This is a genomic window from Acaryochloris marina MBIC11017, from assembly GCF_000018105.1.
In the GTDB taxonomy this organism is placed as follows: Bacteria; Cyanobacteriota; Cyanobacteriia; order Thermosynechococcales; family Thermosynechococcaceae; genus Acaryochloris; species Acaryochloris marina.
The window spans coordinates 6,308,686-6,327,733 of sequence record NC_009925.1 but is presented as its reverse complement, the minus strand read 5'-3'; the positions used below and the strand labels follow the sequence as shown (position 1 = coordinate 6,327,733).

11 protein-coding genes and 2 pseudogenes are annotated in these 19,048 nt (G+C 44.9%); 7 read left to right on the top strand and 6 right to left on the bottom strand.

Features of this window, described 5'->3' with window-relative positions; genetic code table 11:
- Nucleotides 1–126: 126 nt before the first annotated feature.
- Both AM1_RS41355 and AM1_RS28160 read left to right on the top strand, forming a co-directional pair.
- Nucleotides 127–549: a hypothetical protein gene (locus tag AM1_RS41355; RefSeq protein WP_148215850.1), complete on the top strand. Its 423-nt coding sequence runs from the start codon at nucleotides 127–129 to the stop codon at nucleotides 547–549.
- 51 nt (nucleotides 550–600) lie between these two features.
- Nucleotides 601–1,923 carry a hypothetical protein gene (locus AM1_RS28160; protein WP_012166367.1) on the top strand — a complete coding sequence of 441 codons (1,323 nt, stop codon included), beginning with the start codon at nucleotides 601–603 and terminating at the stop codon, nucleotides 1,921–1,923.
- A 255-nt stretch (nucleotides 1,924–2,178) separates the two neighbouring features.
- Here the strand turns inward: AM1_RS28160 and AM1_RS28155 are convergent, their stop codons facing one another.
- From AM1_RS28155 to AM1_RS28140, 5 genes and pseudogenes are all read right to left on the bottom strand, one after another.
- A complete protein-coding gene (locus tag AM1_RS28155; protein ID WP_012166366.1) occupies nucleotides 2,179–3,738 on the bottom strand; it encodes a hypothetical protein in 1,560 nt (519 codons plus the stop codon).
- An 82-nt stretch (nucleotides 3,739–3,820) separates the two neighbouring features.
- Nucleotides 3,821–5,023 (bottom strand): alpha/beta fold hydrolase, encoded by a 1,203-nt coding sequence (locus AM1_RS28150; protein WP_012166365.1) that lies wholly within the window; start codon nucleotides 5,021–5,023, stop codon nucleotides 3,821–3,823.
- Nucleotides 5,024–5,891: 868 nt separating this feature from the next.
- A complete protein-coding gene (locus tag AM1_RS43365; RefSeq protein WP_012166363.1) occupies nucleotides 5,892–7,778 on the bottom strand; it encodes an eCIS core domain-containing protein in 1,887 nt (628 codons plus the stop codon).
- Between the two features lie 89 nt (nucleotides 7,779–7,867).
- Nucleotides 7,868–8,101: pseudogene (locus AM1_RS38955) on the bottom strand (hypothetical protein); the annotation flags it as partial.
- Nucleotides 8,102–8,304: 203 nt separating this feature from the next.
- The gene (locus tag AM1_RS28140; RefSeq protein WP_148215849.1) at nucleotides 8,305–9,732 is read right to left on the bottom strand and encodes an eCIS core domain-containing protein; all 1,428 of its coding nucleotides are present in this window, start codon (nucleotides 9,730–9,732) and stop codon (nucleotides 8,305–8,307) included.
- A gap of 656 nt (nucleotides 9,733–10,388) precedes the next feature.
- Between AM1_RS28140 and AM1_RS42415 the strand changes: the two genes are divergently transcribed.
- On the top strand, nucleotides 10,389–10,622 hold the full coding sequence (locus AM1_RS42415) for a hypothetical protein (RefSeq protein WP_012166360.1): 234 nt from the start codon (nucleotides 10,389–10,391) through the stop codon (nucleotides 10,620–10,622).
- Nucleotides 10,623–10,711: 89 nt separating this feature from the next.
- Complete coding sequence (locus tag AM1_RS42410; RefSeq protein ID WP_012166359.1) at nucleotides 10,712–10,852, top strand: hypothetical protein; 141 nt, start codon at nucleotides 10,712–10,714, stop codon at nucleotides 10,850–10,852.
- Here the strand turns inward: AM1_RS42410 and AM1_RS28130 are convergent.
- A complete protein-coding gene (locus AM1_RS28130) occupies nucleotides 10,836–12,254 on the bottom strand; it encodes an IS4-like element ISAcma16 family transposase (protein ID WP_012162310.1) in 1,419 nt (472 codons plus the stop codon). The two genes, AM1_RS42410 and AM1_RS28130, sit on opposite strands and share 17 nt — an antisense overlap.
- A gap of 40 nt (nucleotides 12,255–12,294) precedes the next feature.
- On the opposite strand from AM1_RS28130, the pseudogene AM1_RS28125 reads away from it, so the two are divergent.
- From AM1_RS28125 to AM1_RS28120, 3 genes and pseudogenes are all read left to right on the top strand, one after another.
- Nucleotides 12,295–13,455 (top strand): annotated as a pseudogene (locus AM1_RS28125) (IS256-like element ISAcma7 family transposase); the annotation flags it as partial.
- A gap of 97 nt (nucleotides 13,456–13,552) precedes the next feature.
- The gene (locus AM1_RS44505) at nucleotides 13,553–13,762 is read left to right on the top strand and encodes an ATP-binding protein (RefSeq protein ID WP_083776781.1); all 210 of its coding nucleotides are present in this window, start codon (nucleotides 13,553–13,555) and stop codon (nucleotides 13,760–13,762) included.
- Between the two features lie 405 nt (nucleotides 13,763–14,167).
- On the top strand, nucleotides 14,168–18,601 hold the full coding sequence (locus AM1_RS28120) for an inverse autotransporter beta domain-containing protein (RefSeq protein ID WP_012166357.1): 4,434 nt from the start codon (nucleotides 14,168–14,170) through the stop codon (nucleotides 18,599–18,601).
- Nucleotides 18,602–19,048 lie beyond the last annotated feature (447 nt).

The following is a 19,048-nucleotide window of genomic DNA, read 5'->3' as shown; positions in this document are numbered from 1 at the left end:
GATAATTTAGTTCGCAAAAATTGACTAGTTTGAGAATTATATAGCTGAAGCTATAGAAATAAATTATAGGAAATTATTGATATTAATATCCTAAATATACCTATTTTTTTGATGAGGAGATAGACTATGCGTCAAAATTTCTCAACTGAAAAAGTCTTAAAAATAGTCAGCACCTTACTGCTGAGCATACTTCTATTAGTATATTCTCCAGTAGCATCCGCAAAACCTATTGGACCCTGTATACAAGAACCTACTGGAGTTTGTACCCGTGACATCAATGCATGTGGTAACCCCAGTGTTTGTGCATGCTCACAAGGCTATTCATATAATTCTTCTGTTGGAAAATGTCTCATCGATGATATTGCTCTAGCTGACGGTACTGGGGTTGAAGTCAAAAGTCGTTGTGCTACAAAACCGCAAGGGATTTGTACTCAAGATATTAATCAATGTGGAAATTCCAGTGCATGCGAATGTCCTGAAGGCTCAACCTATAGTCCTGTCGTAGGCCAATGCATTAAGCCTATTAAAACCTCAAAAGTTGGGTACTAGATACACATAATTTTATTCATTGAATAGATACTGAGTTTGGTTCTTTGAAATATGAATACTTTGTCCCACTTGGCTCTTGCAATTTCTTCGACAGTTTTAATCTTCTTAGTATCAGATCCGGTCCAAGCTATTCCTCAAGAATGTAATACTAATTCCCCCTGTCTAGGTTCCACTTGTCCTACGGTAATTTCGGCAGAACTCGCCCAACAACCAACAGATGCATGCCCTAGGTTTGGTGAATTCCAAAGTGATGTGGATGTCTTTTCCTGGAACTCCTTTATCGCGATGAATTGGCCTGCCAATTTAAATAAGTGCGAACCTGATGTTGAGAAAAGCATCCTCACTGGGGATGGCCCTACCGAGTGGGAAACTTTTTCAGAGGATACAAATGTCTTTGTGAGTTCTGGGTCTACGCCTCAGCAATGGTGTTCACAAAAACTGAAAGGGCCTAAGGTCTTTAAACACATTTCAAAGGCTTCTGCCAACTTACAGGAGCAATTCCCTGATATTGATGAAGCTGTGGGGGGTGTCCTTACGGATCAGAATCAGAGATTAGTTCGGTCGGAAAAACGTCTTAATTTGGATGAATATAACTACGTTGTCAGCAATGATCTTTGGAACCAAGCTGGTCAGCAAGGGAAAGCTATTAATTTCCCTGATGGTTCTCAATCTAGTCCAAGCCCATGTGGTGATAAACCCTGCGGTAAAACAGGATCGATGGAGATAAAAGCCGCTTGGAAGGTTTTGAGTCAACAGGAAATTGATAAGGGTCGATTCTACACGACACAAGGCATTGTCTATAACGACAATAAAGAAACTACTAGTCCTGGTAAAAATCCTGTAACGCTCGGCTTAGTGGGAATGCATATCATCCACAAAACTCCTTCGCAGAATTCTTGGTTTTGGTCCACCTTTGAACAAGTCGATAATGCACCAACAATTAAGACGGAAGGTTTAAAGCAACCCCATTCCTTTTATAACCCTAACTGTGAAGGTCCTCAGTGCAAACCCAATGTACAGACTGCTAGTAAACCTTATCAGGAGCTTAATCCAGATGGTATTCCCATCAATTCACCTGTGCAAGTCATTCGGACCACTCCTATTGAGTCTTCTGCTCCTGAATTGAATCGTTATTACCAACAACTACTGGGGGATTCAGTGTGGGCCAACTATGAGTTGATTGGAACTCAGTGGGCGACGGGTGGTGCCCCTCAAGGCACACCGCCATTTCTGGCTAATACAACTCTGGAAACGTTTATCCAGAAGGGTTCTCCTTTTGGATTCCAATCAAGCTGCCTAGGTTGTCATAAAGGGGCTAAAACGACTGATAATCAATCAGCAGATTTTAGTTTTCTGTTAGGTGAAGCTCAGTAATACCCTGATCGACTTGAGCAGTTCATTTTCTTGAAGCCTTCTGCAAAACGAACTAGCAATGACCCCAGCACCCAGTATCAAACCTATTGCTGGGTGCTCAAATCAGGCCATAGAAAATTTAATGCCGGTTTCGGTAAACACATCATACGGTTTCACTTAGGTATTGAGTCTGGAAGTTGAAGCCTAGACAGTCTTCCAACAGCAACCTTTGCTATTGGAAAAAGTGATCAGTAGGCCAGTCTTGGCCTTACTTATTTACTTATCGTGAGCCATATTCAACATAAAGGTGATGATTTTGAAGCGATCATCCTCAAATGACTTTTTGGGAACACCTTGGGGACGGGCTTGAGAGTGACACAAGATGCAGGAAAAATTTTGTTGTGTGTATGATTCGAGAGCTGTATTGATTAAATTGTTTGTATTGGTATAGACCCCAGTAATTGGGCCTTCATGGCCGTTAAACTGACGGTTTGATGGGTTGGAAAAATCGAGTGGCCGATCAGGACGCTTATTCTGAGTACCAATCAGTTGGTAATAGGAAAAAACAGAAGGCTGGAGCTGTTCTTGATACTTTGCATTAATGGCGGCAACGCTAAGAGCTGGGGGGCATTTTTGCGTTTGGTTAGGGGGTGGGCAAAAGACGTCGCTACCAGGGATAGGTGTCACTCGATAGATTGACACTGGTGATTGAGGTTTAGGGTTATCTTTGGAAGCGGTGGTGGGGATATCCCCAGAAAAACCGAAGGTTTTTTGAACCTCAGATGGTTTGGACCCCGTATTAAAAGACGGTTTTATACCCGGACTCGATTCCACATTATCTACCTGTTCAAAGGTAGCGCCAACATACCCTGGCGTGATCTTGCCATTTTGGTCAATCAAGGTGTATCTAAAAACATGCAAGGCAACCAGTCCCATCATCTTTTGGGTTCCTTGATGATCGACGACCAAGGTTCGATGTAAGTAACGCTCAAGAGGATCGTCTTCCTTCAGCTCTCGCCAAGCTGCTTTCACATCAATAAAGCCCTGCTTGGCAAAGGGTTTGAGATTTCGGAGGTATGCCTCATCTCCATAGGGAGGACGTTTGAAACCTGACTGTTTATCCTTTGGTTTCTCAATGGAACGCGCTACGTCTTCCTTTTGTTGCTGGGTATCATAGTAGCGAGAGTGCTGAATATAGGTAAAAAAGGCTTGATTGGTGGCAACTTCATAGCGAACAAAGTTGCCCGCTTGATCGATTAATGGCCCGGTTAAATTGGGATAAAAATAAGGCTGGTTAATATCAGCGGCGTACTCCACTAAGCCATCAAAATTTTTCAAGAACCGCTGATTATTTGGTCTATCAGCCACTGGTGGTCTGGGTGTATTCCATTCTGGATAGTTATCCCAATCTTCAGGTGGGAGAAATATTTCAGAGCTGGGTTCACGATAATTTTCCCAAACCGATTGTTTGAGAGGCCCATTACCTTGCTGGTCCAAAATATTGATCGTCGGATCGGGCTCTCCTCGAAACCCCTCAACGATCTGATTACCCTCGACGGTGATGGGAACATTCGGCCAATTGAGCGCAATGAAGGTTCTCCAAATAAAGTCATAGTATTCGTACTGCTCTTGATCTGCATCAGTAGAACTTAGGGTCAATGTAGTGGGTATACACCATGGTTGGGCCAATTGTGGATTGGAAGATGTACAAGGGCTATTGTTAGGTCCTGCGACAACAGGTTGAATTTGCACACCCAACAAATTCAGTAAACCTATCAGCACTATGGAGGTCAACCGACAAAGGAGTGTATTGAAAATATTGTTGAGGAATTTCATGATCTTAACCACTCCCTTTGTGTCTGCCTGAGCTGAGAATCTGTAGGCGATAATTTGTCCGGCCCTAGGAATCGAACAAATTTTAGACCCCTCGCAATAACCAGTAGCCAACCCCCAAAGCTATTAGGGCAGTTGCAACTCGGATGAGGGGCCGACTGAATAGACTGCTGTTGTCAGGTAAGGTATCCGTGACCTGAATCTTGTGTAAAGGAAATCTCGTGAGCAGTTGATTTGCACTTGCCTGTCCACTGAGAACAAAATCAAACCCTGGCCAGATAAATTCGCCATTGTAAGCATTTGGCCCATCTTTAACGCCACCAAAATTATCAAATAGATCATCATCAAAATACGTTGTATCCGTTACTGCCTGGTTGTGGAAGGCAATCAGAGGTGGATCATTCTTCTGGTTGGAGAGGGAAAAATAAATGGCCTTATCGGTGCTAGCAATCTGATGAAAGTTAGAGGGTTTCCCTTCGACCCAAGTTTGCGGTTTGACCAGCTTGTCATCAGCTCCATGCATGATGCCAACAGGGACGTTTAACTTTGGACCTGTTTTGCTAATCGTTATGGGTTCTCTTGCAAAGGGAGATCTAAATAATTTCAAGATCAAAATTCCAAACCAGGGAATCCCCATTTCAGTGCTTGGGGCCGGATCCGCAACCAGAATTTGTTTGGGTGCTAATAAGTGTTTGCCTTCTTCTTGGACATAGTAGGGCCAGCTTAAGGCGAGTAATCCACCCAGAGAATGACCAAACACATAAAACTCAATGTTGTCTGGAGCCAATTTTGGATTATCCGAGCAGATTTGCCTCCATGCATTCTCCGTCAAGGTCATGGCATGTTTAATCCATTCAGGGGGTTTTTCAGCTAAACTCCACCCAACCGTTGAGATCAACCTTATTAGGTTTTTACCGTAATTTTTTCGGAACCAAGCAATTAAATTGAGTAAACCCAATAAAACAACCAAGGCAATAGAGACCTGGCGATATCTTGATAAGCTAGGTTCCTCAAAACTACCGCAGATACTATCTTGCTCTTTTTTGGATAATTGGTCATCCCGATAGACCATCCTGCGCTCGAAGGTCTTTTGTGGCTTCAGGGTTGTTGTCACGACTTTGCTTGAGGCGGTTAACCAGAAACCAAAATCATTTTTGTTGTAGGTTTCTTTGCAAATCTTTTCAGTTTCAACATCATCTGGATAGTCACTTCTTTGAAAATCGGGGAAAAAGACAATGTAGCCTTGTTTAACCAGTGACAAAATGTGGTCTTGATAGAATTTGGGCATGCATAATGCAAAGCCATGCAAATAGATGATTGCTTTTATTTTTTCTTTCTTTGAGGGAATCTCCTCGGGTGTATAAACTCGGATGAAGTTCCCGTCAATATGGCTTCCAGACTGGTAGATCCTGCATCCATCTCTAACGATATAGTCCCAGTTTGGACCATTATTTTGATTCATAAAGATACCCCCGTAATTTCAAGAAATATGCATCTTAATAAAATGATTGTGATGGATCTGATAGAAGACTTTTTTGAGAGATCTAGGATGCCATCTCAAAATCAGATTTTCAATTAAATATCATATGAGTTTGATTTGAGAAATTGTTTTAATCCTGAGTCTAAACGATAAAACCCTTAGCGTATGTAACAAGTAATTTCTATTTATAGAATGAATTTAAGAGACTCTTATGTCTATGCTTACGGTCGATACCCAGATTAGATTCGGTCATGGAATTACGATTCTATATTCAGATAAATAAGCATACTCTTATGTCTATTGGACAAGATATAAACGCGACTATTCGGGATATAACCTGTTATTCCAAGGCATATCTTCCGATTTTTAGAGAAGAATTAGTTACCGCCGATTGCAATGCGATTTAAGTTGCGATGACGTCTAGTGATAAAGTGAGAGTTTTTCGTAAATGAAACTGGTTATTGAGGTCATTATTTATTGGTTTCGAGCCTTTAGCTGCTCCCATCAATAAAGGATTTATTTTATACACTGGTGCTCCACAGTGATCTAGAATTTCTCTGAATTGCTTCGGGAAACGGTCAGATACTCAAGCTGGTCTTTTTGCTTAGTCTGCTGAACTAAATTCTTTTAGATAATGAACAAACGTTCAGGAAATATTCACTAAAAAACATAGCCTTCAAGAAGTACTAGACACTTCTCCATGATCTTCATCTAAGAAGATATCTTGACTAGCAGCCTGTTCTACCATTTCTTTGTATGCCGCAGCAGTAAGATTTGATGTGTAATCCGCCATTTCAAGAACATTACTAGGTTTCAAACCCTGTATTTTCATATACCACTCAGTAAACAAGTGCTTATACTTAAGTGAAACAGAATCTGAAATCTTCTTAAACTCTTTTTCTTTTTTAGGATCAACAACAAAAATAACTTCATCAAATTCTTTATGAGTAACGGTTGTTCCTGCATAGCCTGTTACAGTTATTTTATCTCTCCCGAGAACAGTTAAGCTTTCTGCTACTTGCTTCACTAATGGAGAAGCTCCTGCTCCTGAATAGCAGGAAGTTATATATACATTTCCTTCCCAATCTAGCGGAACGCCTGTATTTTTATCTGCTAAAAATCCAGCAATTGTGGCACCATCATATGGGCCTGATTGCCCCTCCAGACCATGAGCCACAAGAATTAAATTTTCACTCTTGCCAATGTTATTGAATTTAGGGTCACTCATGTCAAAAAGTTGCCCTCCAACAATATTATGAGCCCAGGAGATATGCTGCATAAATGTATAGGCTTCAGTCAGTTTCAGGATATTCTTAGGATCACTCGTCAAACTCTTGATCTCGTTATTAATTCCTTTAGAGTTCATTCCTACCATGCGCTGAATGATTGGCGAGGAGGATGGTTTTCGTCGCAATGATTTCTCTCGTTGATTAATGGTATTACTGACTTTAATTGCTTTAGATTTACTAAAATTACCTACTCTTTTTGACTGCTCCCCCATCACATCTGCTTCTCGTTCTAGTTGTGGATTATTATTAACGGCAACACCTCCCACTTGTGTTGTTGGTCTAACCCGCCCCTGTTTTTGTTGTACAACATGCCAAGCTTCATGAGAAAGATGTTTTTCCTGACCTGGCGCAAGATAGATATCAGTACCTTCCGTATAAGCTAAAGCCTGAACTTTGGCGGGTTCACCAGAGTTATGGTGGACTGTTATGTCGTCTGTTGAAATTCCCGAAAGGGACTCTATTCCAATCTGAAGATTACTGGGAAGACGATTCATATTTTTTTGTTTCCCAAACCTTCCCTGACCTCCTTTCCTTTGAATTGTTGAATTATTTTGCTGAATCACATGGGTTAACTCATGGGCAATTAGCTCTTGCCCTCCGCGATTTCCTGGCTGATAGGCTCCATCTCGAAAAAATACATCCTGACCTGTTGTAAATGCCCGCGCCTGAATTGATTGATTTAACTGATCGGACTGGGGATCTGTATGCACCCTCACACCACTAAAATCAGCACCCATCACCTGACCCATTGACTGTTGCAATCCAACATCCAATGGCTGTCCACCGCCCTTAGCATTATTAATAGTAGACTCCAAATCTGATGATACTTCTTCATTTGTCATTGCTTGACGGCGCTGGATAGCAGCACGAAGACTTTTCGCTTGCATCTCACCTTCCAGTTCTTTCTCTTGCTGTACAGATTGCCCTTGATTGAATTGAGATAAAGAAGGGGCATTAATTTGCTGTACTACCTGGGAAGCAACCCGATCCGCTTCCTGTTCATACTTATCTCCCGGTTGTCCAAGGGTTAACTTCCGCTGAATCCAGGGTTGTACCAATTCTCCGGATGGATTGGGAACCTTATCTTTCCAAGGCGTTCCAAACCTTTCCCACTTCTCTTGTTGAGCTTTCCATTCAGCCAAACCCTCTTCATTTGTTTTGGCTTGAAGGGGGGGAGGAACTGGTGTTGCTGATTGAGCTTGATCTGATGATATTGGTTGAGGTATCGGTTGTGACTTAGATTTTTCTGGCTTATAAGCATGAGTACGCTTCATCAACAGTCTCCCATCTGAAACCGAATCACATACTTTTAATCCTAAACTCACGGAAAAATTTCTTACGGTAGAAATCCAAATAGAAATATTTACCGCACTTTAAGGATTTCCCACCCCCAAACCTTCGCCACCCGCTCCCGATCCAACCACACCCCGATCATCTCCTCAATCCGCTCGAGAGTTTCCCCTGGCCGCAGACTTAAAACCTGCAACACATCGAACGTATTCTCTAACTCCAAAGCGCACTCGAAGCAAAACTCGGGCGTTTCAAACGAAATTTTGATGAATGGCTTACCACTACCTTCGATGGTGATCCAGAATTGGTACCGTACTTATTAAAGAAGAGTTACAAACGTGTCCACAGCAATGATAATGGGTTTTATCCAAAGACCCGTTAAGATCGTCGAGGTGTTGACCACCTTATGCTTTAAATGCGTTACTTCTTATGTTAGAAAGCGCCATATATTCTGTGAGATATACAATTCACTAAACCATTCACAATTCTTGTTTTTTGTATACATCTTCTTTAAACGATCCAAGGAAGTGGTTGACCAGTTAAGATGTCTTTTACCTTCCTATCAAATGAATCTGACTCTCTACGATACTTTTTACTAACAAGTAAAAGAAATTTAGCGACTATCTTTTTCCTAAGTGGGATTATCCCTGGAAATGCCTGGTCGATAGAGATAAGATGTTGAGCCACAATATCAGGTTTCAATTTCTTTGTAACCTTCCAATCAAATAACTTAAAGCTCTGTTTTGCTATTGCTTTAGCTGAAGCATCTGCGTCGGTTGGATCCTCAATATATCCTGCTACATACTCAACTAAAACCTTGTTACTAGCTGCTTCCCCTAAAGGTGAAGATCCTTTTACATCCTTATCAGCAGTAAAGTGAACTTGGTTCCTAGCTCTAAGATACTGATTGCAAAATTCCTGAATAATTTGAGTATATTTAATTTCAGATGTTGTTCCTATATTTAAAATAGCAGTGTCAATATTATTAATAAGATTATCGACTGCATCTTTGACAAAATTTTGCATATATTTTGTGCTTTGAGAAAAGCCTGGTAGATTCTTGATCTCAGCAGTCATTGTCTTAAGCTCTTTGAGAACATCAGAAAAATTTTTCTTAAATAAGCGATTACGTAAACCTTGTACAAAAACAACAAATGCTGTTGTATGAGCTCCTTGAGTTCCTGGAGGTCGCCCCTCAACTTCAAGAGTTTGAACTTCCTTTGCATCACTCCATTCAATACTTGTAACTACACGTTGAATGTTGATATGTTTGGGCGAAACATGATTTACGCTGAGACTTATTTGTTGCTCTCTGTTAGTTTTGCTGGGTTTGACCTGTTTAGAATGTGATGATTCAGATATAGATGACAGAGAATTTTCATCCTGTTGCACTACATGAGTTAGCTCATGGGCAATCAACTCTTGCCCTCCACGATTCCCCGGCTGATAAGCCCCTTCTCGAAAGAAAACATCTTGACCCGTTGTAAATGCCCTGGCCTGAATCGATTGATTTAAGTGATCAGACTGAGCATCGGTATGGACCCTCACTCCGCTAAAATCTGCACCCATCGCTTGACCCATTGACTGTTGCAATTTCGCATCCAATGGCTGTCCACTACCTCTTGCACTACTAATAGCAGACTCTAGATGATGCACTGACTGCTCTAGATTTGATGGTTTAGAAGCAGGGGCATTGATCTGTTGAACCGCATGAGATGCAACCCGATCTGCTTCCAGTTCATATTTATCTCCCTGTTCTCCAAGTGTTAGCTTCCTCTGAATCCAAGGTTTGGGTTGTATTGAATTGGTCTTATTATTATCAAGTCTGGGTGGACCCATTTGTATCATCGAACTACCCAGCCGCTGAAACTTTTTCAATCGCTCAGCATGTTCAGCTAAATCCTCTTCATTCGACCTTGCCTGAAGCGGAGGCTGCACTGATGACTTGACTTCAGACGGTCGAGGCACACGGGTATGTACAGACTGGGAAGCGCGTTTCTTATAAGCGTAGTTATAAGTTCTTATAATAAGCTTCCTTAATTGAGAAGGTTACTTGTATTCTCCTCCTCTGCTATTTTTGTTTGAGCTACTGTTATTAACCTAAATATGTCAGTTTGACGCAGCGGATCTCTAGCCATTTCGTTAGGTTGGCTGGAAGAGGATGTCAATACCAGCTAGGGAAAGGCTTATTGGGGATGAAGACTCATTAATGGCTTATGTTTCATCCTTATGATCCCTTATGATCTAATACTCCCTTAATTTGGGCACGCTAGGATGGATTATGTGTATGACCTCCCCAGTAGACTGTTTCCGGGCTACCCCAAACCTATTTGAATTGGGATAACGTTTCTAAATTACTTTTCAGGTAGCATTATTGTTCGGAGCACTTTCTTTCACATCATCAAAAATACTCATAATCTATGTTTAGGTCTACCTCCCTTTTAGGTCTTTCCATTCTCTTCTGCTTCGTATCCGCAAAACCAACACTCGCAAGTCCTTGGGAAAACCTGTTTAGCTCGACATCTGGAACCACTGAGGCCAGAGTTGATATGGAGTCGCATAGTTTCAAGAGAATTAAACTCTCGGGAGAGAGTGTGATTAAGGCTCGTCTTTCGATGTTTTATCGGGAGAATGGAGAGTCTGTTCTAGCAAAGGGTGATTATGAAGTCCACTGTGCAGCTCGGAGAGTATTTCGTTCAAATTTAAAGATGACGACTGAAGACACTAAAAACACGCAAAGTAATATTAGTGTGCCTCAAAAAACAAAGCTTGAAGGCAAAGAGTATCAAGACTTTATCGGTATTATGGATCTGCTTTGTACCAGATAGAACTTGAACATAATCGGCTCCTATCACCCGGGACTGTTCAGAGTTTTGTGTAAGCGGTCTAGGATCCAAACACATCAGGAGACCGTACGATGTCTAGAAAGAAAAAAGCTCCCAATCGAGTCGATGAACTGTTAGATGAACTCATCGGAGAGAACCCTCAACCGGAAGATATTCTGGGCGAATCAGGACTCAATGGCACTGACTTAAGCTCAATCAAACAGCTAGCTTAGCTTTGAGAGCAGAGCGAGGTTGTCGCATTCGCGGGAAAGATTTGGGTCTGCGTTTGACGACTCTCGGTTCGTGCCGATTCGGTCGAGAGGGTAATAGATCGGCTGCCATGGTCTCAAGTAGATGAGTAAACAACCGCTTTCTGGTCGCACGGTTGGCTGTCGCCAACAAAGCAAGCATCTGATTGAAGTGTTGTCGTGCTCCTTGCACAGACAGTTGAGTTCTAGCATTATCTGCTAGCGGTGCCGCAAGTTCCATGAGACTTCTGAGTAGGTTATAGCCCAACAAATGTACCCAAATGTCCTTGCGCACCATATCCGGAGTTTTGGCACTGAGCATCTCCATTTTTAAGGTGGTTTTGAGATGGCGCAGATTGACTTCCGCCACTGGCCAACGCCAGCCATACAAGCGAGTCAGTTGCCCAGCGCTGTAGCGTTGAGCATCCAGCAGCGTCGTCACCACAATAATGTGCTGGTCGCGAAAGCCCTTAAGGGATAAGCGCAAACACACCTCTCTAACGACCAATGTTTGAGGAATCAGGGCAAAATCTTGCTCACTCATGTGCTCAGGCCGTTGGGCTGGCTTATGCCATGTCACCTGATGATCACCAATGCCATGCTTGTTGCCTTTGCGGAAATCAGTCTTGCGAGCATGATGTTTACGCAACACTCCATCAGCCCTGTGTTGTTGAATGATGGCTAGATCAACATAGCTGCCATAAGCTTGGTCCGCCATGACCACATCACCGACCTCAAGGTCTTGATAGAGCAAACGACTCATGACAATTTCACTGGTGTCCCAGGAGGCAATACAAGCTGACGCCACTGCACCGGTAACCAAGCAGAAGAACACTACCAAGCGAGCGATGGGAAAACCACAGCCTGCTGTTTGATTGCCATGTTGTGGATATGATGCTTGGTTGGCCGCACTATCAGCCATCAACACGGTGGTTCCGTCGTAGACCTTGACGGGCCGACCACACCAGAGGTGCTCTGGGGAGAGGGGTTGCGCTAAGCACTCAGCGCTTTCGGGAATTAAACGTTGCAACAGTGACTCTGGAAAGCGACTTCTGGCTTTGCTGTAGGCTCCGGTATCAGATGAGGGCGGTTGGATGCCAGCCGCTGTGAGCCAAGTCGTGATGCATTTGACTGTGTTACGAAGGCTTTTATCGGCTGATAGCACTTGGTAAAGCATGGCCCACAGCGTAACGATGGGGCTATATATCCGGTTGCGATAGGAGAATGCTTCTTCTTTCAGGAGTTCCTCTAACCTTGAGGCTGGAAGGATATCTGTCCACGGTAAACCCAGGCTTTGGGAAAATTGCTGCTTGAGAATTTCGGCTGACTCAGACATAGTGAAAGGCAGAAGTTTATGGCGTGCAAGTCTTGATCCTATATCTATCAAGACTTGTAGCTTTTTCCTGACTTCTTAAGTCAGTGCCATTGAATCAGGACTGCTTAAACGACTCAGCAAACGCCTAGTGGAACGAGCCCTTGCAGGTGAATTGACTCATCACCTGCAGCAATCCTCCAACGATCAGTCAGGTGATGAGAATTCTAATGGCCCCAGAAATAGTCGCAATGGTTACTCGAAAAAGACCGTCCAGTCTGAACAAGGAGAGATGGACCTATCGATTCCTCGTGACCGTTGCGGCGAGTTTGAGCCTGTCCTGGTGCCTAAAGGCCAGCGACGCATCGCAGGGCTCGATGAGAAAATCATCGCCTTATATGCTCGGGGCATGACCACCCGTGATATTCGAGCCCAATTGGTGGAGCTGTATGGGGCCAATATCTCTGAAGCTCTGATTAGTGACGTCATCAATAGCGTCATGGAAGAGGTCAAAGACTGGCGTTCAAGGCCGCTGGATGAGGTGTATCCGATTGTCTATCTTGATGCGCTGTATGTGAACATCAAAGTCAATGGTCAAGTCAGCAAGCGAGCTGTCTATGTCGCTTTGGCAGTGACTGTGGAGGGCAACAAGGAACTGTTGGGATTATGGATAGGAGCCGCTGAACGAGAGGGAGCAAAATTCTGGCTTTCGGTGCTCACAGACCTTAAAAATCGAGGAACTCAGGATATCTTGATTGCTTGCTGTGATGGACTCAAAGGTTTTCCTCAAGCGATTGAGTCGGTCTACCCTCAGACCCAGGTGCAGGTTTGTATTGTCCATCTTATTCGTAATAGCCTTCGCCATGTGCCGTGGAAGGAAAGTCGAGCCGTAGCTGCAGACCTCAAGCCCATTTACCAAGCGGCCACTTTGGAAGAGTCTGAGGCTGCGTTGGATGCATTTGCCCATAAATGGGACGAGACGTATCCTGGCATTAGCCAAATCTGGATACGACATTGGGATAATGTTGCCCCGTTGTTTCAATACCCAATGGCCATCCGTAAGGTTATCTACACCACCAATGCCATTGAGTCGCTCAACCGCTCACTGAGAAAGGTGATTAAGACCAAAGCGGTTTTCCCTAATGAAGAGTCTGTCTACAAATTGATGTTTCTAGCGATGAGGAATATTTCGAAGCGATGGACCAGACCAATTCTGAATTGGAAGGCGGCGCTGTCCCATTTTGCTATTCTGTTCCCAACACGATTCAACTATTGAATACACTGCTGCTTACACAAAAATCTAAACACTCTCATCACCCCCAAACCTTACTCACCCGCTCCTGACCTAGCAAAGCTCCAATCCTCTCAGCAATCTGCTCTTTCGACTTGGGTCAGTACCTGTTGTCGTAACAATAGCTTCAACTCTAGCTAAGCTGGACCACTTTGAGTTATTCATCCTTGATGAAATTGGCTATGACATAAAGACGGATGATGAAACATCTATACAGTCTGAGCTTATTGTTCATCGGTATGAGCGTCGTTCTTTCAAGATTACAGCTAATCATCCTTTCTCAACGCGGTAGTGTATTTTCTGTGATTCTTCGATGACGGTAGCCGCAATAGATCGCTTCGTCTACCATGCCTTCATTATTGAGATCAAGGCTAAGAGTTTCAGTACACAGGCAGTAGCGAATTTCACCAAGGCAAAAACTTTATCGTTTTCATTAGAGGAGTTTCCACATAACGGTTTCAAGGACTCTTTTTTATCAAGAAATATAGAATATCGACATATTTTCTTTATCCAAGGGTAAGTTGTGCTGGGAGGCGACTTGTCAGTTCTTAGCACTGACTCAACTAAGCTGCTCCCATGAAACTATTTTGTGGATATTGATTGAACGATGTCTATCTACCATTTTTTATGGAGATAGGCTTGCCCCAAGCTACAGATTACTGCAAGTGAGATTGTTCTGAAAGGTATTTGAGGAATCATGATGGCTCGCCGTACTTTTGCCAATGCAAATTTTTTCTTAGGGGTTGGTCAGACTATAGTTTTAAGTCTATTAATTTCTGGTATCTGGCCCCTCACAGCTATAGCTGAACAGATAGACCTTGCCTCGTCCCCTTCTGAACAGCCCCTAACCGCTTCTCTACCTAAGCTAGAAGCCACACCTGCTCCCATCACTGTCCATGTCACTCCCCTGGGTGATTTAGACCTGACCTTAACACCCACTCCTAGATTCTTGCTCAAGACATCTCACCTTCAACCAGAGATGACACTCCCCACGGTCGAGCCACAGAATAATCGTTCCGTTTTAGAGCCCTCAACACCAGATCTGCTCCATCCACCCCGTACCTTAACAGAAGCGGGATGGACTAGCATTGACCAGACGATTAGCACTAGTCCAGAGACGCCCTCATCCCTCCCCTCGCCTAAAGTTACGTCCTTACCCCTCACCCAAGCAGAATCTGGACTGCCTCAATCAGACCCTTCAAAGAACACCCCTATCTCTCAAGAAGAGGCTAAAACCTCAACACCCCCTGCAGAAAACCTCGGCATCCCCTACTTTGTCGATGCTGAATTTCGAGGCAGTACCCGCCGTCAATTTGGTGTGCTCAACCTCCGACTCCCCTTCTTCCAAGACGAGAAATCCTTTGCATTTGCCGATGTTCACTTTGAAGCAGGCAGTAACGAAACCTTCATGGGAAACCTCGGTCTCGCCTATCGTCGCGTCCTCAACACCTCCGAAGAGAATCCCTGGATCCTGGGTACCCATGCCTTCTACGACACCAAACGTAGCGAAAACGACTTTCAGTATCACCAAGGTAGCCTCGGAGTCGAACTCATTAGCAAGAAATTTGAGTTTAGAGTCAATGGTTATCTCCCTGGCAGCAACTCCAATGTGGTGGGTCAACGCACCGTCAATGGCGTCCTCGGCATCGAGCCTAGAGCCAATGGCCTCGGCACCAACATCGTCCAACAAATCTTCACCCTAGAAGCCCGTGAACGAGCCCTAGCTGGCTTTGACTTTGAAGCGGGCCATCGTCACCACTTTAGTGACAAAGTCAGTCTTGGTCTGTTTGGTGGCTATTTCTTCTTCGATAGCAGCGAAACCCTCAGCATCGATGGCCCCATGGCCCGTGCCCAACTCGAAGTCCAAGACCCTTTAGGTATGAATGGGGGACTCCTCCAAGTCGGCAGCCGCTTCCGCTTCGATGAAACCCGTGGATCCGAACTCGAAGGCTTTGTCCGCCTCGGAATTCCCTTTGGTGGCCCCCAACGATCTGAACCTTTGAGCCTAACCCAGCGGTTAGCCCGCCGCCCCATTGAACGCCACTACGAAATCACCACCTTTGCTCAGGACATCAACCGCCCCATCTCCCTCACCGAACTTCAAGCGGCGGTGGCTGGACAAGGCACCCTCTCTCCGCTGGGACCACAAACTGCTGCTATCACATCTCAAGTTGTCCTTAATCCTGCCACAGGACAACCGATTAATATCTTCTTTGTCAATGGTGACGGCACGGCTGGTGATGGCACTCAAGATAATCCCTTGACGGTTGCCCAGGCCACTAGCTCCATTACCCAAGCGAATGATGTTTTATTTTTCTTAGATGATGCAGGCACTATCGATACCCAAACGGGTCTAGGCAATTCCCTCACCCTCAAAACAGGACAACAGGCCCTAGGAGTAGGGACCACTCCCAACTTTGTGTTCACTGTCCCCAATCTGGGTTCAGTCACCGTCTTGGATATGGGACAGCCCCAATTGGTCAATGGTGCCAACAACAACGTCCTCACCCTCGCCAATAACAACACCATTGACGGTCTTGCCTTCAACGGACAAAACACTGCTCCCAGAGGAATTGCTGCCGTCACAGGTGCCACCAACACCACTATCCGCAACAGCAGCCTCGGGAACTTCACCGTGGCTGGGATTCAGATCACCCCCTCCACCAACACCACCATTGATAATGTGGTCTTCAACAACAACGCCACAGATGTCATCGTCAATGCCACCAACACGACCTTAACCAACGTCGTGAGCACCAACGCCACAGGTCCCGCCATCCAGATCCTCAATGCCACTGGGACCACAACGCTCACTAATGTCGATATCTCTAATTCAGGTGGGGATAGTCTCCAGTTTGCTAATCCAGCAGGCACGATTACGGCAACGAATGTGGATATCACGAATGCGGGTGATAACGGCCTAGAGATTACAGACGGTGATGGCACCTTTACCTTTGATGCCACTAGCTCGATTACCAATGCCACGAATGCGGCGTTTAATGTTGTAGGGGGGACAAGCACGATTACCTATAACGGCACCATTACTCAAACCAATCCTGCAAGTGCCATTAATATCACTGACAAAACAGGGGGCACTACCACCTTTAATGGCTTCGTTACGGCTAATACGAGTACGGCTCCTGGGGTGAACCTGACCAATAATACGGGCAGTACGGTGGCCTTTAATGGGGGATTGGATATTGATACCACCACAGGCATCGGATTTAATGCCACCAATGGCGGTATCGTCAATGTGGCAGCCACCAATGGCGGCACCATTACCACCACGGGCAATCAAGCGGGAATTCTACTGCAGAACAATACCGAGTCCATCAACCTATCAGGGTTGACAGTGGACAGTACCGACGGTCCAGCGCTGCAGGCTACGAATATCGCCAATGCCACTGTGACGGACAGTACTCTCACTAGCACCAACTCAGCCACCAATGGCATCACGCTCAATGACATTAGCGGTGTATTTGACCTCAGTAATACGACAGTCAACATCACCAATCCAGCGGCAGTAGGTATCAATATTTCCAATGTTGATCCAACCATGGGTACGGTGCGGATTATCGGGTTACCAGGGAGTAGCATTAACGACACGGGTGGAGATGGTGTCGTGCTGGGCAACAACACAACAGTGGCAGGCATGAACATTTCACCCTTAGCAGGCAATCGCGGCATCTTTGCTAACAATGTTCAGAATGTAGCGGTACAGGACAATCAGATTGTAGTGAGTGGAGACGATACCGGAGGTATCCGTTTGCAGAATGTCAGTGGCTCCGCTGAAATTATCAACAACCAGATTGCCACTAGCGGGAACACGACTAACACCACTGAATCAAGCGCCGAATTTCTCACCGATGGAGCCCACGGTATTGAAATCGACCTCGAAGATGTCACTTTAACAAGTGCCACGATTGCAGGCAACATCATTACTACTTCAGGTACGGATGCCCAAGGAATTCTGGCCACCGTCCTCAGTGAGACAGGGGCTGCCAAACTGGGCACTGCTACCATTTCAGGCAATACCATTTCTACGGTTGGGGATGGGTCGGATGGCATTCAACTGACCGTCCCGATTCGGGGCAGCTTTAGCAACACCACCATCACCGCTGGGAGTATTGACAACATTACTGTTGCAGGCAACGACATCTCTACTCAGGGGAACTCTGCAGATGGAATCAATATTGAATCTTCAATCAGAACCGAATTTGTAAATACCACCATAAATAGCACCCTCAATGGTGGACGCATTGGCAGCGTTAGAGTTGCAGGCAACGACATCTCTACTCAGGGAGACTTTGCTCAGGGAATCAATGTTCGTACGTCAAGAGGTGGCACATTTAGCAATACCATCTCCACCAGCGGAAGGATTGACAGCGCCACGATTTCGGGCAATACCATTTCCACCCAAGGAGAGTTCGCAGATGGCATCAATGTGAGTATACGACCTGATAGCAGCTTGGGCAGCGCCATGATTTCGGGCAATACCGTCTCCACCCAGGAAGACTCTGCAGATGGCATCAATATGCGTGTAGACGATGACAGCAGCTTGGGTAGCGCCACCATCTCGGACAATACTCTCTCCACCCAAGGAGACTTTGCAGATGGCATCAATGTGAGTATAGACGATGACAGCAGCTTGGACAGCACCACGATTTCGGGCAATATCATTTCCACCCAAGGAGACTTTGCAGATGGCATCAATGTGCGTGTAGACGATGACAGCAGCTTGGGTAGCGCCACCATCTCGGACAATACTCTCTCCACCCAAGGAGAAGATGCAGATGGCATCAATGTGCGTATAGACGATGACAGCAGCTTGGACAGCACCACGATTTCGGACAACACAATTTCTCAAGCTGGACAAAACAGTGTGCAGATTGATAATAATGGCGGCAATCCCATCTGCACAACGATTTCAGGCAATCTCAGCAGCAACCCTAACTTCGCAGGTTTGGGAGGTAATGACTTCAACCTGAACTCCAGAAGTAACACATTCCAAGTGGTGAATTTAGCCACTGTCAGTACCGACAATAACAATGCCACCTTCAGCTTTGATGGCACTTTGGTTCCTCCTGGCACCCCGCTTGCTCCTTTTACGAATGTGGCTAGTTGTCCTTAGGATGAGAAGCTACTGCTTCGTAAAACAATGACCTTATCTGATGCTGGAACGGATCCTAATACGCCCCCTATGGAGTGTGTACACCTCTAACCTTTGCCAGTTCCTGCTGAACGAGATTGAGATAAATACGAAGTCGTAAGTAGCTCCATCAAAGCAAGGGGCTTGAAAGTGAAGTAATGCTGAAGAAACATGCTCAATAAGCGATCACTTTTACTTTGGCCGGGATCTGAGACAACCAATCGGCCAACTAATTGCGCAAAGTTTTTAAAGTAACGCTCCTCTATTGGATGTCAACCCCATAGGCGATGTCGCGACAACCACAAGGCGGATCAACCCCCAAATTTGGACCGTATTATTTGGCGTACACTCCCTTTGCGTTAGCTCTTTTTCAGACCTCATACGATACCTTCAGAACAAAACGACAACCCGTGATCGAAATGACAACCA

Coding starts and splice junctions, on each gene's coding strand:
- AM1_RS28120 (WP_012166357.1), top strand. CDS start 14,168: ATGATGGCTCGCCGTACTTTTGCCAATGCAAATTTTTTCTTAGGGGTT.
- AM1_RS41355 (WP_148215850.1), top strand. CDS start 127: ATGCGTCAAAATTTCTCAACTGAAAAAGTCTTAAAAATAGTCAGCACC.
- AM1_RS28160 (WP_012166367.1), top strand. CDS start 601: ATGAATACTTTGTCCCACTTGGCTCTTGCAATTTCTTCGACAGTTTTA.
- AM1_RS28150 (WP_012166365.1), bottom strand. CDS start 5,023: ATGCCCAAATTCTATCAAGACCACATTTTGTCACTGGTTAAACAAGGC.
- AM1_RS28155 (WP_012166366.1), bottom strand. CDS start 3,738: ATGAAATTCCTCAACAATATTTTCAATACACTCCTTTGTCGGTTGACC.
- AM1_RS42410 (WP_012166359.1), top strand. CDS start 10,712: ATGTCTAGAAAGAAAAAAGCTCCCAATCGAGTCGATGAACTGTTAGAT.
- AM1_RS43365 (WP_012166363.1), bottom strand. CDS start 7,778: ATGAAGCGTACTCATGCTTATAAGCCAGAAAAATCTAAGTCACAACCG.